Origin of the sequence: Pseudomonas sp. (assembly GCF_017744435.1) — a bacterium.
Lineage (GTDB): Bacteria > Pseudomonadota > Gammaproteobacteria > Pseudomonadales > Pseudomonadaceae > Aquipseudomonas.
Window position 1 is genome coordinate 85,825 of the sequence record NZ_JAGIBG010000008.1, and the last position, 16,405, is coordinate 102,229.

The 16,405-nt window shown below is 66.7% G+C and carries 16 protein-coding genes; 10 read left to right on the top strand and 6 right to left on the bottom strand.

Features of this window, described 5'->3' with window-relative positions:
• Positions 1-117 precede the first annotated feature (117 nt).
• Together J7573_RS07920 and J7573_RS07925 are read left to right on the top strand one after the other, a co-directional pair.
• Positions 118-927 (top strand): FAD-dependent oxidoreductase, encoded by an 810-nt coding sequence (locus tag J7573_RS07920; RefSeq protein WP_294332141.1) that lies wholly within the window; start codon positions 118-120, stop codon positions 925-927.
• 2 nt (positions 928-929) lie between these two features.
• Positions 930-1,808: an SDR family NAD(P)-dependent oxidoreductase gene (locus tag J7573_RS07925; RefSeq protein WP_294332143.1), complete on the top strand. Its 879-nt coding sequence runs from the start codon at positions 930-932 to the stop codon at positions 1,806-1,808.
• A gap of 46 nt (positions 1,809-1,854) precedes the next feature.
• Here J7573_RS07925 and J7573_RS07930 read toward each other — a convergent pair whose 3' ends face one another.
• From J7573_RS07930 to J7573_RS07955, 6 genes are all read right to left on the bottom strand, one after another.
• Positions 1,855-3,438, bottom strand: a complete 1,584-nt coding sequence (locus J7573_RS07930; protein WP_294332145.1) for a FadD3 family acyl-CoA ligase — start codon at positions 3,436-3,438, stop codon at positions 1,855-1,857.
• A 68-nt stretch (positions 3,439-3,506) separates the two neighbouring features.
• Positions 3,507-4,253, bottom strand: coding sequence for an SDR family oxidoreductase (locus tag J7573_RS07935; protein ID WP_294332147.1), 747 nt, complete (start codon positions 4,251-4,253; stop codon positions 3,507-3,509).
• 92 nt (positions 4,254-4,345) lie between these two features.
• A complete protein-coding gene (locus J7573_RS07940) occupies positions 4,346-5,437 on the bottom strand; it encodes a ferredoxin--NADP reductase (RefSeq protein WP_294332149.1) in 1,092 nt (363 codons plus the stop codon).
• Between the two features lies 1 nt (position 5,438).
• On the bottom strand, positions 5,439-6,194 hold the full coding sequence (locus J7573_RS07945; protein ID WP_294332151.1) for a glucose 1-dehydrogenase: 756 nt from the start codon (positions 6,192-6,194) through the stop codon (positions 5,439-5,441).
• Positions 6,182-7,846 carry an FAD-binding protein gene (locus tag J7573_RS07950; protein WP_294332589.1) on the bottom strand — a complete coding sequence of 555 codons (1,665 nt, stop codon included), beginning with the start codon at positions 7,844-7,846 and terminating at the stop codon, positions 6,182-6,184. Before J7573_RS07950 ends, J7573_RS07945 begins: the two co-directional genes overlap by 13 nt.
• A 22-nt stretch (positions 7,847-7,868) precedes the next feature.
• Positions 7,869-8,384: a flavin reductase family protein gene (locus J7573_RS07955; RefSeq protein ID WP_294332153.1), complete on the bottom strand. Its 516-nt coding sequence runs from the start codon at positions 8,382-8,384 to the stop codon at positions 7,869-7,871.
• Between the two features lie 215 nt (positions 8,385-8,599).
• Here J7573_RS07955 and J7573_RS07960 point away from each other — a divergent pair, with 215 nt between their 5' ends.
• The 8 genes from J7573_RS07960 (at position 8,600) to J7573_RS07995 (ending at position 16,403) form a co-directional block, all read left to right on the top strand.
• Positions 8,600-9,781, top strand: coding sequence for an acyl-CoA dehydrogenase family protein (locus J7573_RS07960; RefSeq protein WP_294332156.1), 1,182 nt, complete (start codon positions 8,600-8,602; stop codon positions 9,779-9,781).
• A 134-nt stretch (positions 9,782-9,915) separates the two neighbouring features.
• Positions 9,916-11,043: an LLM class flavin-dependent oxidoreductase gene (locus J7573_RS07965; protein WP_294332159.1), complete on the top strand. Its 1,128-nt coding sequence runs from the start codon at positions 9,916-9,918 to the stop codon at positions 11,041-11,043.
• A gap of 19 nt (positions 11,044-11,062) precedes the next feature.
• Positions 11,063-11,959 (top strand): VOC family protein, encoded by an 897-nt coding sequence (locus J7573_RS07970; RefSeq protein WP_294332163.1) that lies wholly within the window; start codon positions 11,063-11,065, stop codon positions 11,957-11,959.
• 11 nt (positions 11,960-11,970) lie between these two features.
• Entirely contained in the window at positions 11,971-12,852 is an 882-nt protein-coding gene (locus J7573_RS07975) for a CoA-transferase (RefSeq protein ID WP_294332166.1), read from the top strand.
• An 11-nt stretch (positions 12,853-12,863) separates the two neighbouring features.
• Complete coding sequence (locus tag J7573_RS07980; RefSeq protein ID WP_294332169.1) at positions 12,864-13,655, top strand: ketoacid CoA transferase; 792 nt, start codon at positions 12,864-12,866, stop codon at positions 13,653-13,655.
• A 38-nt stretch (positions 13,656-13,693) separates the two neighbouring features.
• Positions 13,694-14,566: an enoyl-CoA hydratase gene (locus J7573_RS07985; protein WP_294332171.1), complete on the top strand. Its 873-nt coding sequence runs from the start codon at positions 13,694-13,696 to the stop codon at positions 14,564-14,566.
• 1 nt (position 14,567) lies between these two features.
• The gene (locus J7573_RS07990; RefSeq protein WP_294332175.1) at positions 14,568-15,635 is read left to right on the top strand and encodes a nitronate monooxygenase; all 1,068 of its coding nucleotides are present in this window, start codon (positions 14,568-14,570) and stop codon (positions 15,633-15,635) included.
• Between the two features lie 12 nt (positions 15,636-15,647).
• Positions 15,648-16,403 (top strand): enoyl-CoA hydratase family protein, encoded by a 756-nt coding sequence (locus J7573_RS07995; protein ID WP_294332177.1) that lies wholly within the window; start codon positions 15,648-15,650, stop codon positions 16,401-16,403.
• Positions 16,404-16,405: the final 2 nt, after the last annotated feature.

Below are 16,405 nucleotides of genomic sequence, written 5' to 3' on the forward strand. Positions count from 1 at the left end.
ATAGTCCCAATGGACGATGCCGGGTCATGCAGAGGCTTGGACAATCCCTGGCCGAGGGCCCGAAGCCGCCTGATTCCGGCTTGGCCATGGTGCTATCGGACTGAGGGAGGTGCGCGGATGATCAGGTGGGAGGAATGTTGTGATGTGCTGGTGATCGGAGCGGGGGCGGCCGGCATGACCGCCGCGCTGCGTGCTCATGACCTGGGCCTCGATACCCTGCTGATCGACAAGGATGACCGCTACGGGGGGGCCTCGGCGCAATACAGCGGCACGCTCTGGCTGCCCGAGCACGGCCGCGCCATGCTCGAATATCTTGAGCGCGACACACGGGCACGCTTCGCCGCGCAGGCGCCCCGGCCATTCGATGGCGCAGCCCTGGGCGAGGAGTTGCTGCGCCTGCGGGCGCCGTCGCCCGGCACATTGCTCATGGGGCGCATGGCCATGACCCTGGAAGAAACGCGCGTGCTGCTGCACCGCAGCAAGGGCTGGCTGGGCCTGGCGGCAAAAGTGTCGTGGCGCTACTGGCGTGACCTGGAGGGGCGCAAGGCGTCCCGTCGCGACCGTTTTCTCACCCAGGGCAACGCCTTGGTCGGCGCCTTGCGTTGCTCGCTGAGCGACCGTCGCGTGCCACTGTGGTTGAACTGCCGGCTTGATCAGCTGCTGATCGTCGGCGATCGCCTTTGCGGTGCCCGCGTGCTGCGTGACGGGCAATGGCTGAACATCAAGGCCCGCCTTGGGGTGATCCTGGCGTCGAGGCAGTGCCAGGCGCACGCGGCGATGCACCCCGGCGTCCCTGGCCTTTACGCCATCGGCGCGGGCACCACGCTTGGCCCGGCCATGACCTTCGGCTACCTGGCCGCCAACCATATTCGCGGCAATAGCCAGCAACGCCAGGGTGAATTCACCCTGGCCCTGACCGGGAGATAAGCATGCAGACGGATAGACCACAGGTGGCCTTGGTAACCGGTGCCAGCCGAGGCGTCGGGCGGGGCATCGCCCTGGCCCTGGGGGAGAAGGGCATGACCGTGTATGTCACCGGCCGGGTGCCGGGGCAGGGCGGTTCGACCCTGTACGGCCACGCGCTGGAGGGCGACCTGCAAGCTGTTGCTGCCGCCATCGAGGTCGCCGGTGGGCGTGGGATCGCGGTAGCCTGCGACCATGCTGACGATGAACAGGTGCGGGCGCTGTTCGAACGCATCGAGCGGGAATGTGGGCGGCTGGATCTGCTGGTCAACAACGTTGCCCACGTACACGACCAGCTGATCGAACCGGGGCCGTTCTGGGAGAAACCGCTATCGCTGGTGCAGATCCTCGATGTCGGCCTGCGCTCGGCCTATGTCGCCAGCTACCACGCGGCGCCCCTGCTGTTGCGCAGCGGCCGGGCGCTGGTGTGTTTCACCTCGTCGTTCGGCGCCGGTTGCTACATGCATGGGCCGGCGTATGGGGCGCAGAAAGCGGGGTGCGACAAGCTGGCGGCGGACATGGCCATCGATTTCGAGGGGCGCGGGGTGGCGGCCGTTTCACTGTGGCTGGGGCCGCAGCTGACCGAGCGCACGCGCATTGCCGGGGAGCAGCATGGCGAGCAGTACCGGGCGTTCCTGGAAAATGCCGAGACCCCGGCATTCAATGGTCGGTTGATCCACGCCTTGCTCAATGATCCGCAGTTGCCTGAATACAGCGGGCAGACCCTGATCACCGCCGAGCTTGCTCCGCGCTATGGCATTACCGAGGCCGACGGGCGCCAACCCCCTTCGCACCGGGCAATGCTGGGTGAGCCTCGCCAGCAGCATCCGGCCCGGGTGATCTAGGTGTTGTAAACCTGGGGCTGCCTGGCAGCCCCGGTGTCAGGTCATCTCAAGCGGGCTCGGCCATCCAGCTGCGCAACACCTGCTTGGCCACTTTGCCCGTGGCATTGAGCGGCATGTCATCCACTACCTGCACCCGCCGTGGCACCTTGTAGTTGGCCATCTGCTCGCGGCACCAGGCCAACACGGCCGCCTCGTCGATCCGCTGCCCCGCTACCGGCAACAGAAACGCCATGGCCACCTCGCCAAGTCGCTCATCGGCAATGCCGATCACCGCCGCCTGGGCCACGCCTGGATAACGCACCAGGGCTTGTTCGATCTCTGCCGGGTAGACATTGAAGCCACCGGTGATGAACATGTCCTTCAGCCGGTCGGTGATGCGCAGGTAGCCCTGGTCATCGAGCACGCCGACATCCCCGGTATGCAGCCAGCCTTGTTCATCGATCGCTTCGCCCGTGGCCTGAGGGTCGTCCAGGTAGCCACGCATCAGGTTGTAGCCGCGTACCAGTACCTCGCCTGGCGTATTGGCCGCTACCGGCCGCCCCTGGGCGTTGACGCAGCGCACTTGCACATCAGGCATGGCGCGGCCGCAGGTGGTGGCCACCCGCTCGGCGCTGTCGCCGCTGCGGCAGATGGTGACGAAACCACAGGCTTCGGTCAGGCCGTAGGCGGTGACGATGGTGGCAAAGCCCAGCTCGCTGCCCATCCGTCGGATCATCTCGACCGGGATGGAGGCCGCACCGGTCACGGCCACGCGCAAGCTGCCCAGGTCATAGTCGCCACGGCGCGGGTGGGCCAGCAGTGACTGGTACAGCGTGGGCGGCCCAGGCAGCACGTTGATGCGTTGCTGCTCGATGCATTCGAGCAGCGCCTGGGGGTCGAACACCTGCTGTGGCAGCAGCGTGCAGCCGCGCATCAATGCCGCCAGCCAGCCCGCCTTGTAGCCGAAGGAATGGAAGAACGGGTTGACGATCAGGTAGCGGTCCCCCACCTGCAGGCCGACGATCTCGCTCCAGTCGCGCACCACGCGCAGGTTCTGGCCATGGGCACTCATCACCCCCTTGGGTTTGCCCGAGGTGCCGGAGGTGAACAGCAGGTCCGACAGGGTATCGCCGTTCACCTGCCGCTCGCGCTCGGTCAGCTGGGCGTCGCTGACCTGCTCGGCAAGGGCAAGGAAATCATCCCAGGCCAGGCCGCCGGCCACCTCGCCCCGGGGCCGCAGGTGAATCACCTGGCGCAGCGCCGGTAGCGCCTGCTCGGCCAGCAGGGCAGGGTAGTCGGTGTCGAGGAAGTGGCTGATGCAAAACAGCACGCAGGTGTCGCTGTCGCGCAGCACCTGCGCGGCTTCGGCGCCTTTCATGCGGGTATTGAGCGGCACCAGGGTGGCGCCGACGCTGTGCAGGGCACCGGCGGCGACGATCCATTCCCACAGGTTGGGCGCCCACACCGCCACCCGGGCCGCAACCGGCACGTCCAGTGCCAGCAGGGCGCGTGACGCCAGCCGGCGCAATTGATCCAGACGCTGGTAACTGATGGCCTGTCCTGCTTCCTCGATGGCCGGGCGATTGCCATAGGCTGCAGCGGCCAGGGCGAAGAGTTGCGGGAAGGTCTGAGCGTTTTCCACGGACGGCATGGGGCCTCCTCAGGCAGAGGATCGATGAGCCAAGGGGAAGGCCGGGCCCATGGGCCCGGCCGGATGGGTCAGGCGCTGGGCGGGGCGAAGCGGCGGCCGGCCGAGAAGCCACCGTCCACCGCAATCATTTGCCCGCTGACGAAGGATGCCTCGTCCGAGGCCAGGAACAGCGCGACGTTGGCAACCTCTTCGGGCTGCCCCGAGCGGCTGAGCATGTGCTGCGAAGCGAAGAAGTCATGGAAGGCTTGCTGTTCGCGGACCATGCTGGTCATCGGCGTTTCGATCAGGCCAGGGCACAGGCCGTTGACGCGGATGTTGGCGTGACCGTAGTCGATGGCCATGCTGCGGGTGAGCTGGTTGATACCGCCCTTGGAAACGTTGTAGGCCACGTTGCCGTCACAGCCCTGCAGGCCGAAGATCGAGCCAATGTTGATGATCGAGCCGCTGCGCTGGGCTTGCATCTGCCCCAGCGCATGCTTGCTGGTGAGCATGCTGCCGGTCAGGTTGATATCCAGCACGCGTTGCCAGTCGGCAGTGCTGGCCGTGGTCACGCTGCCTTGGCTGGCAACGCCGGCGGCATTGACCAGCACGTCGATACGGCCAAAGCGCTGGATGACTTCGCTCATCACCTGCTGCACCTGCTGCTCATTGCGGACATCCAGGGCCATGAACAGGCCTGGGAAGTCTGCAGGCGGCTGGCCGACGTCCAGCCCGACCACCTGGGCACCCTCGGCGCAGAAGCGGCGAACGCAGGCCAGGCCGATACCCGACGCACCTCCGGTGACCACTGCGACCTTGCTTTGCAAACGAGCCATATTCAATCCCTCTGTCTTATTGTTGTGGAGTGTCCGCCGGCAAGTCTACCGGTTGCCGAGCCTGCCGGGATCGTCTGCAAGGACTAGACGCATCAAGCGGGAAACTTCACCCGCACCCGTGCCCCCTGGGGATGCCCCTGGCAGGCCAGGGTCCAGCCAGCTTCAAGCTCGGCACTGCTCAGGACATCATTGCGGGTCAGCCGCGCCTGGCCCTCTTGCACGGTACACATGCAGGCCCCGCAGAACCCTTCCTCGCACGAGAACGGCACATCGAGCCCCGCCGCGCGGCAGCTGTGCAACAAGGTTTCGCCAGGGCGCGGCACGATCTGGTGCGTGACGCCGTCGAGTTCCACCAGCAGCAGCTCGCACACGGCACCCTGGGCCTCGATGGCGGGCTGGGCAGTACCCGAGCTGCATGGGTCTGGCGGCGAAACGAAGCGTTCCACGTGGATGCGCTCACGCGCCTCGCCCAGGGCCAGCAGGGTGCTTTCCACGGTATCCATGAACGGCCCCGGCCCGCAGATGAAGTAATCCGCGCCGCGCCACAGGCGCACCAGCTGGCGCACCTGTGGGGCATCGACAAAGCCCTGCAGCGTGTCCAGCAGATGCACCACGTGCAGTTGCTCCGGGTGTGCCTTGGCGAGCTGGCGCAGTTCGTCACGGAAGATCACCGACGCTTCGTCGCGGTTGGCGTACACCAGCAGCACCGGGCGTTGGCCGGCATGCAGCACGGCCTTGAGCAAGGAGAACACCGGGGTGATGCCCGAGCCACCGCCAAACAGCACCAGCGGCCGGGTGGTGTCGGCTGCCTGGTGCTGGTCGATGCAGAAATGCCCGGCCGGCGGCAGCACCTTGAGCCAGTCGCCCACCTGCACGCACTGGTTCATCCAGTTCGACACGCGCCCGCCAGCGACGCGCTTTATGGTCACCTTGGGCCTGGCATCGGTCCATGGCGAGCTGGACATCGAGTAGCAGCGGGTCAGGCACTGGCCACCCACGTCCACGCGAAAGCCGAGGAACTGCCCAGGTTTGTAGGCAAAGCGCGCCCGCAGCGCCTCGGGCACATCGAACACCAGCGAGCGGGCGTCGGCGGTCTCGTCGATGATCGCGCACACCTGCAGGCGCAGCTCGCCTGCAGTGGCGTTAACGGCCGTGGTCGATTCTGCAGCAGCCAGGGTGCTCATGTCAGATGCCACTGATCAGCTGGGCGTTATCCACCCGAAGCTCTGCACCGTTGACGAAGCGCGACTCGTCGCTGGCCAGGAACAGCACCACGTTGGCGATATCGCGGGGCGCGCACATGCGGTTCATCGGGTCCTGGTCGAGCACCGCCTGGGGGATCGCCTGGCCGCCTGCCAGGGCCTGGGTCATGGGGGTATTGACGCCGTCCGGGTGCACGCTGTTGCAGCGGATGCGATAGCCCTGCTGCTTGCAGTGCAGGGCAATGGAGCGGGTCATGGCCGCCACCGCACCCTTGGATGCCGAGTAGGCGCAGAACATCGGCATGGCACCCAGGGCCGCCACCGACGACATGTTGATAATCGAGCCGCCGCCGGTTTTCTTCATCGCTTCGATGGCGTACTTGCAGCCGAGGAAGTAGCCGTCGCCGTTGATCTTCTGCACCGTCTGCCACTGCTCCAGGCTGGTGTCTTCGATAGTGCCCATGGCCAGGATCGCGGCATTGTTCACCAGCACGTCGAGGCGGCCGAAGTGCTCCAGGGTGGTGGCGATCACCTGCTGCCAGTCGCTTTCGCTGGCAATGTCGTGCTTGATGAACAGGGCGTTCTCGCCGATCTGCGCGGCCACTTCACGGCCGGCCTGGTCGTTGCGGTCGGTGAGTACCACCCGGGCACCCTGGCTGGCCAGCAGCAGGGCATCTTCACGGCCGATGCCGCTGGCGGCGCCGGTGACCAGGCAGACCTTTCCTTCTACACGTTGCATGGTTGTACTCCTTGGTGGCTAGGGTCGCTGGCGTGGCGTTGGGCAACATGAGCTGCAGCGCGTCGGCCAGAAAAGACACAGTCGGCCAGGGACAGGCCGGATATATAAAGGTTGGAGGCCACGCCCACCGCACAACGGCCGGCGGCGTACAGCCCGGTAATCGGCTTGCCCAGTGCGTCGAGCACCTGGCCGCTGTGCTCGCATACCCGCAGGCCGCCCAGGGTCAGGGTCGGGCAGGGATAGAGGCGGCTGGCATAGGACAGGTCCAGGCAGTACCAGGGGCCGTGGCCAAGGTCATGGCGCATCGCCGAGGATTTGCCCTGGGGGTCGTCGATTTCGCCACGGGCGGCGCGGCTGTAGGTTTCCACGCTTTCGCGCAAGGCCTGGCCTGGCAGCCCGCAGCGCTCGGCAAGCTGTTCGAGGGTGTTGCCGCGCCGGCAGTTGAACAGCAGGTTGAGCAGGACCGGCAGGCGCTGGAACGACCACACCTTGCCTGGCCCCACCTGCCGCAGTGCCTGGTTGCGCAGCTGGCGATCGAGGATCAGCAGTGCGCGGCCATCGTGCGCCTCGACCATGTGATGGCCGAGGGTGGCGCCGTACACTTCTTCATTGCAGTAGCGCTCGCCGCGGGCATTGACGATCAGCCCGCGGGCCCAGGCCAGCGGCGGGTTGATGAAGCGCCAGGCACTGACCTTGTGCATCTGCCCGAGGCTGCCCCCGGCACTGCGGCCCAGGTCGATGCCGCTGCCGTCGCAACCGTTGCTGCCCAACGGCAGGCCATCCAGGTAGCGGGGTGCGTATTGCTGCAAAAGCGCGCGGTTGAGCACGAAACCACCGCTGCTCAGCAGCACGCCGTGGCGCGCGCGTATCCATACCGGCTCGGCGGATGCCTGCTCGATGCGCTGCAGGCGTGCCCGCAGGCGCGCCGACAGTGCTGGCGCGTACATGTGCACGGCGGCCGCCCAGCGCGACAGGCGCGCATGCTGGCGGGCGGCGCGGCTGCCGACCGGCAGCTGCCAGGCCTGCACACCCACCACCTGGTCATCGCGGTCGATCACCAGCCGCCGCACCTGGCACTGCGTGCGTACTTCGACGCCCTGGCGTCGGGCGCTGCTGGCCAGGGCCGCGAACAGGCTGGCACCGGACAGGCCCGAGCCTTTGGCTCGGTGCCCGCGTGGCGCAGGCTTGGCGCTGGCGGCATAGCTCGGCACGGCTTCGTTGCCGGAGTAATAGAGGTAGTAGCGGTCGCTGGGGTAGGAGGTCTTGTGCGGCGCCATGCTGCCTTCGAACACCACGCCCTGGCGTTCCAGCCAGCTCAGTTGATCGGCGCTGGCGTCGCAGAAGGTGCGTAGCGTCTGCTCACCGACGGCATCGCCGACCTCCTGGCGCAGGTAGGCGAACATGGCCTCGGGGTGGTCCTGGTAACCGGCCTGGTGCTGTTGCGGTGTACCGCCACCGGCATACACCACGCCGCCGCTGAGCGCGGTGGCGCCGCCCCCGGCAAAGCGCTCCAGGGCCAGCACCGAGAGGCCGCGGCTGGCCGCCTCGATGGCGGCACTGGCGCCGGCGCCACCGAAGCCGACCACCACCAGGTCGGCCTGCTGCTGCCATGGCAGTTGTTGCGCGTGTTCGACCCGCAGCGGTGCCAACACCGCCGGCTTCGTCACGTGCGCCTCAGCCGGCACTGGCCGCGAGAGGCACAGGCTTGGCAGTGGTCGTGTAGTGGCCGTCCAGGTACACCAGCGGCGTGATGGTCGGGGTGGTGTGAATGCGCAGGATACGGCCAATGAAAATGGTATGGGTGCCGTAAGCGAACTGGCCGTCCTGGCGGCAGAGGATCGACGACTGGGCGTCGGCCAGGTAGGGGATGCCTTCGTCGCTGGTCAGCCATTGGCCTTGGCCGAAGCGGGCCTCGCCCTTGATGCTGCCGCTGCACAGGTGGGCCAGGTGCTGTTGTTCCAGGCCCAGGATGTTCACGCAAAAGCCCGCACCGCCGGCCAGCGCCGCATGGGGGGACGCACTCTGGTTGACGCAGATCAGCAACGATGGCGGTTCGGTGCTCAGCGAATCGACCGCAGTCGCAGCCATGGCAAAACGCTGGCTGCCGTCGCTGGTGCTGATGATGGTGACGGACTTGGCCAGGCGGCGCATGGCCTGGAGCATGTCGGCTTTCAGAGAGTTGTCGTTCATCGCACGGCCTCGGTGTTGGCGGGTTCAGTGCGATGAATTGTTGCAACCGTGGCAATGGCCAACATCGTCCGAGGGGACTAGTCGCGGCTTACCGCGCATGGTCCGTTTGAGGGATGCCGAGCCCTGATCTCCTTGTTGCAATGCCGGCGGTGGAGGCTCCAGCGCCTCTCTCGCATGCGCTCCGGCGAACGGGGCGATCAGAGGAGAACAACAAGATGAATACCGACCTCACGCGTCAAACCTTGCGCCAACGCGCTCGCGAACTGGTGCCGGTACTGCGCGAGCGCGCCGCCCAGGCCGCACAGGCAGGCCGCCTGCCGGAAGAAACCATTGCCGATTTCCACGAGGCTGGCTTCTTCCGCATCCTCCAGCCGGCCCGTTGGCAGGGCCTGGAGCTGGAACCCAAGGATTTCTTCGAGGTGCAGATGATCCTTGCCGAAGGCTGCATGTCGTCGGCCTGGGTGCTGGGCGTGGTGGCCATCCATAACTGGCAGCTGGCGCTGTTCGACGACCGCGCGGCGCAGGATGTCTGGGGGCAGAGCAGCAGCGTGCTGATCTCTTCGTCCTATATGCCGGTGGGCAAGGTCGAGCGGGTCGAGGGCGGCTTTCGCCTGAGTGGTCGCTGGGGGTTCTCCTCGGGCAGCAAGCATTGCCAGTGGGCATTCCTCGGTGCGCTGGTGCCGCCGGAAGCGCCAGGCGGGGCTCCGGACTACCGGACCTTCCTGGTGCCGTGCAGCGACTATCAGGTACTCGACAACTGGAACGTCATGGGGCTGGAGGCCACCGGCTCCCACGACGTCGTGGTCGACAATGCGTTCGTGCCCGAGTACCGCACGCACCGTGCCGCCGACGGGTTCATGCAGCAGAGCCCCGGCAACCAGGTGAACACCTCGGCGCTTTACCACCTGCCGTTCGGGCAGATCTTCGTGCGCGCGGTGTCGTCCTCGGCCATTGGTGCGCTGCAGGGGGCCGTGGACCATTTCATTGCCCATAACCGTGCGCGGGTCGCCGTCAACGACGGCCGCAAGGTGCTGCAGGACCCGGCCGCCCAGGGCGCGTTGGCCAACGCCATGATCTGTGTCGACGAGTGCCGCACCGTGCTGTTGCGCAACTTCGAGCTGATGCTGGACAGCGCCCGTGGCGACACGCCGCTGGACATGCAGCTGCGGGTGAAGATGCGCTACGACTCGGCGCTGGTGGTCGACCGCTGTGCCAAGGCGGTCGCCGAGCTGATGTTCAACAGCGGCGCTTCGACCATTTTCCGCGATCACCCGATCAACCGCGCCTTCCGCGATATCCACACCGGCCGCGCCCATGTGGCCAACAGCCCGGCCAAGTATGCGTGGAACCTGGGGGCGGTGAGCATGGGCCAGGACAGCAGCGACTTCTTCCTCTGAACACACGCTGACCACACCGGGCGCTCACCGGTTTCGGCTAGTCCATTTGTGGGATTCGAGCGCCCGGGCAAAGGGTGAGGATGTGATCAAGGCCGGGCTCCCGGCCATGTCTGCAGAACAACAAGGAAAGACACATGAAATTCTCGCTGATATACGAAGCCCAGACCATCGATGCCAGCCGCGAGGGTGACCGCAAGATCTTCGATGACACCGTCGAGCAGGCGGTGCTGGCCGACCAGCTGGGCTTCGACACCTTCTGGTGCGTGGAGCACACCGCGCTGACCAACTACTCGCACATGTCTGCGCCCGAGACCATGCTGGCCTTTGTCGCCGGCAAGACCGAGCGCATCGGCATCGGCCATGGCGTGGTCTGCCTGCCGCCGGCCATGAACCACCCGGTAAAGGTGGCCGAGCGTATTGCCACCCTCGACCTGCTGTCCAAGGGGCGCGTGCATTTTGGCGTGGGCAAGGGCGGCACCCAGCAGGAGGCCGGCACCTTCGGCTATGACCTGGCGACCTTGCAGCCGCAGATCGACGAGGCCATGTACCTGATCCCGAAAATGTTCGTGCAGGACGAAATCGAACACCACGGCGACTTCGTCAAGATCCCCAAGCGGCCAATCCACCCCAAGCCGTACCAGGACCCGCACCCACCGATGTACCTGGCCTGCACCAATACCGATTCGCTGAAGAACGCCGGTGGGCGTGGCATGGGCGCACTGGTGCTGGGCTTCGGCGGGCCGGAGGAAATCGCCAAGAAGGTCGAGGTGTACCACGAGGCCTTCGACAACCGTGACGAGCGCAAGCAGGTCGGCTTCCGCCCCAACCGCCACATCGCGGCGCTGTGCCCGGCGATCGTGCTGGACGACAACGAACAGGCGCGGCACATCGGTATCCGTGGCCAGCGCTACTTCATGGAATCGCTGGGCTACTGGTACGGCGGCGGAGAACGCCCGGACCCGGAAAAGTGGAAGGACGACACCTACGTCGATGGCAACGGCCAGGCGGTGATCAAGTCGCGCTTCGCTTCCGAAGAGGTACGTGTCGATTTCTCCGACCCGACCATGGCGATGATGAACCCCAACCACGCCTACGGCACGGTCGAGGACTGCATCGGCTATGTCCAGCGGCTGATCGATGCCGGCGCCGACGAGATCCTGTTCATCTGCCAGATGGGCACCGTGCCGCAGTGGGCGCAGCTGGAGACCTTGCGCAACATCGGCGAGAAGGTCATCCCGCATTTCCGCAAACAGCAGCAGTAACCAGACGAGGAGACGGCACATGGATATCCGTGGCCTGGGGTATGTCACCGTGCAATCGCGCGACCTGCAGCAATGGCGCCACTATGCCAGCCAGGTGCTGGGCATGATGGTCGCCGAGGACGCGTCCGGCGAGCGCCTGTTGCTGAAGATGGACGAGCGGCCTTATCGCATCCTGGTGCAGCACAGCGCCCAGGATGGCTTCGGCGCCTGCGGCTGGGAGGTGGCCAGCCAGGCCGCCTTCGACCAGGCCGTGGCCGAACTGCGTGGCGGCGGGGTCAGTGTGGAGCAGGGCGATGCCAGCCAGTGCGAACAGCGCCGGGTGCAGGCCCTGGCGCTGTTCGCCGACCCGGATGGCAACCGTCACGAGCTGTACTGGGGCCCCCGCCAGGACTTCGCCCGCTTCGTCTCGCCGGTCGGCGTACGCGGCTTCGTCAGCGATGAGCTGGGCATGGGCCACGTGGTGCTGCCGGCGCCGACCTTCGAACGCTGCCGCGATTTCTACGAGCAGTTGATGGGCTTCGGGCTCTCGGACCTGATGAAGGTCCGCTTCACCGCCGACCCGGCCGAGCCGGAAAAGCGCATCCACTTCATGCATTGCAACAACGGCCGTCACCACTCCCTGGCGATTTTCGAGTGCCCGGTCGCCAGCGGCTGCGTGCACATGATGGTCGAGGTCGACGGCCTGGACGAAGTCGGTCGCGGCCTGGACCGCCTGCACGCCCACGGCGTGCAGCTGACCGCCACCCTCGGCCAGCACACCAATGACCAGATGATTTCGTTCTACATGCGCACGCCCTCCGGTTTCGACCTGGAGTACGGCTGCGACGGGCTGGTGGTCGACTGGAGCCGCCACACGCCCTTCGAGAGCACGGTGGTCAGCCACTGGGGCCATGACTTCAGCGTCGGCCGCCAATGAGGACAGTACCCATGGACAAACAGATGACTACCGCCGCGATGGTCGCCCAGCTGCAGGACGGCATGACCCTCGGCATCGGCGGCTGGGGCCCGCGGCGCAAGCCGATGGCGCTGATCCGCGAGATTCTGCGCTCCGACCTCAAGGACCTGACCATCGTCGCCTACGGCGGTGCGGATGTCGGCATGCTGTGTGCCGCCGGCAAAGTGAAAAAGCTGGTGTTCGCCTTCGTCTCGCTCGATTTCATCCCGCTCGAGCCGCATTTTCGCAAGGCACGCCAGGCAGGCGCCATCGAGGTGATGGAAATCGATGAAGGCATGTTGCTGCTGGGCCTGCGGGCGGCAGCGATGAACGTGCCGTTCATTCCCACGGCCGTCGGCCTGGGCACCGACGTGCTGCGCTGCAACCCGGATATCCGGCTGATCGCATCGCCCTATGCCGACGGCCGTGACTGGGTCGCCATGCCGGCGCTCAAGCTCGACGCCGCGCTGGTCCACGTTGACCGTGCCGATGCCCGTGGCGTCTGCCAGATCGCCGGCCCCGACCACTACATGGACGACCTGTTCGTGCGGGCCGCGGCGCGCACCTACGTCACCTGCGACGAGCTGGTGGACAGCGACTGGTTCCATGCCGAGCCCGCACGGGCGCACCAGGTGTTCTGGGAACGCAACCTGACCACTGCGCTGGCCCATGTGCCGGGTGGCGCGCACCCTTCGTCCTGCGCGCCGCTGTACGGCTTCGATGTGCCGCACTTCAAGGCCTACGCCGCCTCGGCGCAAAGCGAAGAGGACTGGCAGGCGTACGTCGAGCGCTATGTGGACTGTTCCCACTCCCAGTACCTGGAACGTTGCGGCGGCCTCGAAGGCATCCGCCAACTGCCCCTGCCGGTTTTCTAAGCGAGGAACGTATGACCAACGCACCCACCTACAGCCTCGCTGAACTGATGATCTGCGCCGCCGCCCAGGCCTGGCGCGACGACGGCGAGGTGCTGGCCACCGGCATCGGCGTGATCCCGCGCCTGGCGGCCTCACTGAGCATGCTCGACGGCAACCCCAGGCTGATGATGACCGACTCCGAGGCCTACATGGTCGCCGAGCCGGTGCCGATCGGGCCGCGCAACGGCTATGTGCCCAAGCGCGACAGCTGGATGGGCTTCTCGCGCATTTTCGACAACGTCTGGAGCGGCAAGCGCCACGCCATGATCGGGCCGATCCAGGTCGACCGCTTCGGCCAGGCCAACCTGTCGTGCATCGGCGACTACGCCAAACCCAAGTCGCAGATGCTCGGCGTGCGTGGCCTGCCGGGCAACTCCATCAGCCATGCCAACTCGTTCTACGTGCCCAGCCATAACCGCCGGGTGTTCGTCGAAGGGGAGTGCGACATGGTCTCGTCGGTGGGCTACAACCCCGCACGGCTGGCCCGTGGCTGGTCGCTGGACGACATCGACATCCGCCTGATCGTCACCGACCTCTGCGTGCTGGACTTCCTCGGCCCGCAACACCAGGTGCGGGTGCGCTCGCTGCACCCCGGGGTGAGCCTGGACGAGGTGCGTGACAACACCGGGTTCGAACTGCATGTGCCCGAGCAGGTGCCGCTTACCCAGGCACCCAGCGCGGCGCAGCTGCAACTGATCCAGCGCCTGGACCCCGATGACCTGCGCGCCAGCCAGCTCAAGGGCAACCCGCCAGGCCTGCGCTGAGCCGCGCAGGGCCAACACCTCGAACCGGAGTAGCAGCAATGAGCGAGCAAGACATCACACAAGCCGATGAGGTGGTGCTGTACGAAGTACGCGGCGCGGTGGCCCTGGTCACCATGAACCGACCCGAGTACCACAACGCCCAGAACTCACGCATGACCTATGCCCTGGACAAGGCATTTGCCCGTGCCTGCGCCGATGACGCGGTGAAGGTCATCGTGCTGCGCGGCGCTGGCAAGCATTTCTCCGCCGGCCACGACATCGGCACCCCGGGGCGCGATGTCGACCAGAGCTTCGACCGGGTCAGCCTGTGGTACGACCATGTCGGCAAGCCGGGCGGCGAGTTTCTTTACGCCCGCGAACAGGAGGTCTACCTGGGCATGTGCCGGCGCTGGCGCGACATGCCCAAGCCCACCATCGCCATGGTCCAGGGCGCCTGCATTGCCGGCGGCCTGATGCTGGCCTGGGTCTGCGACCTGATCGTGGCCAGCGATGACGCCTGGTTCCGCGACCCGGTGGTGCGCATGGGCATCCCGGGGGTGGAGTACTTCGCCCATGTGCACGAACTGAACCCGCGCATCGCCAAGGAGTTTCTGCTCCTGGGCAACCCCATGCCGGCCGCCCGCGCGTACCAGATGGGCATGCTCAACCGCGTGGTACCCCGCGAGCAGCTGGAGCAGGAAACCCTGGCCATGGCCGAGCAGGTCGCGCAAATGCCGCGCCTGGGCCTGCAGCTGGCCAAGCAAGCGGTGAACAATGCCGAGGACCTGATGGGCAAGCGCGCCACCATGGACATGGTGTTCGGCCTGCACCACTTCGCCCATGCGCACAACGAGCTGGCCTGCGGCGATCGCCTGGGCGGGCACGATGCCCGCTCCATGGCCAGCGCCCAACGTGAAACGGGGAGGGCGTGAGATGGCCGTGTCACTGCAGACGCGCCTGACCGCCTTGCTCGGTTGCCGCTACCCGATTGTCCAGACGGCCATGGGCTGGGTCGCCGACCCGCGCCTGGTGGCCGCCACCTGCAACGCCGGGGGCTTTGGCTTCCTGGCCGGGGCGACGATCGAGCCCCGGCAGATGGAGGCGGCGATCGTTGAAACCCGGCGCCTCACCGGCCAGCCTTTCGGGGTCAACTTTCACATGTACCAGGCCAACGCCGGCGAAATCGTCGAGCTGGTGCTCAAGCACAAGGTACGTGCGGTCAGTTACAGCCGCTCGCCCGGCCGGCAGATGATCGCCCGGCTCAAGGATGCCGGGGTGGTCTGCATGCCCACGGTTGGCGCCCTCAAGCACGCGCAGAAAGCCGTGGAGATGGGCGCGGACGTGGTCACCGTGCAGGGTGGCGAGGGCGGCGGGCACACGGGGGCGGTGCCGACGGCGATGCTGCTGGGCCAGGTGCTCGATGCACTGCAGGTGCCGGTGGTGGCCGCGGGCGGCTTCAAGGATGGTCGCGGCCTGGTGGCTGCCCTGGCCCAGGGAGCCGATGGCATCGCCATGGGCACGCGCTTTCTGATGAGTGCCGAAAGCCCGGTGCCACAGGCCACGCTGGCGCGCTACCTGGCGGTCCGCGACCCGGGCCAGGTGATCGTCAGCCGGGCCATCGACGGCATGCCGCAACGGATGATCCGCAACGAACTGCTGGACGCACTGGAAGCCGGTGGCGGCCTGCGCCGTTGGCTGCTGGCGCTGCGCAGCGGCCTGGCGTACCGCCGCCACACCGGGCTGGGCCTTGGCCAGCTGCTGGGCAGCGCCCTGAAGATGCGGCGCGACGGCGGGCTGACCGCGGCCCAGAGCCTGATGGCCGCCAACGCGCCGATGGTGATCCAGAAGGCCATGGTCGAAGGCCGACCTGCCGAGGGCGTGCTACCGGCCGGGCAAGTGGCCGCAGGCATCGACAGCCTGCCCCGGTGCGCCGAATTGATAGAGCAGATCGTCCAGGATGCCGAACGGCACCTGGACGCGCTGTACCGCCGACTTTCCTGAGGGGGAATCCCGATGCAAGCATTCAGCGTCAACATTGACCGCGGCATCGCCGAGATGGTGTTCGATCACCCACCGGTCAATGCCTTCAACAGCCAGGGCTGGGCCGATATTGCCCGCACCCTGGACGACCTTGGCCGCGACCAACGGGTGCGGGTGATCGTCATCCGTGCCGAGGGCCGCGGCTTCTGCGCCGGGGTCGACATCAAGGAACTGGCCGCTGACGGCAACCTGATCGTTGCGGTCAACAAGGGCAACTACGACACCTTCAAGGCCATCCACCGCAACCCGTTGCCGGTGATCGTCGCCGTGCACGGTTTCGTCCTGGGCGGCGGGATCGGCATCTGCGGTGCCGCCGATATCCTGGTCGCTTCCGACTGCGCACGCTTCGGCGTACCCGAAGTGGACCGTGGCGCCATGGGCGGCGGTGCGCACCTGCAGCGGTTGTTCCCGGTGCAGAAGGTGCGCCACATGTACTTCACCGGCGAAATGATCGACGCCGCCGAGGCCTACCGGCTGGGTGCAGTGGAGCGCGTGGTGCCGCGCGAGCAGCTGCGCGAGACCGCCCTGCAGATCGCTGCCTCCATCGCCGGCAAGAGCGCGGCCATGATCCGCCTGGCCAAGGAAGCGCTCAACGGCATCGAGGATGGCAACCTCGAAGACAAGTACCGCCGCGAACAAGGTTTTACCCTGGAGGCGTACCGCACCCAGGACTCCCAGGAAGCGCGCGACTCGTTCGTCGAGAAGCGCAGCGCTCACTTCAACGGCTGAGG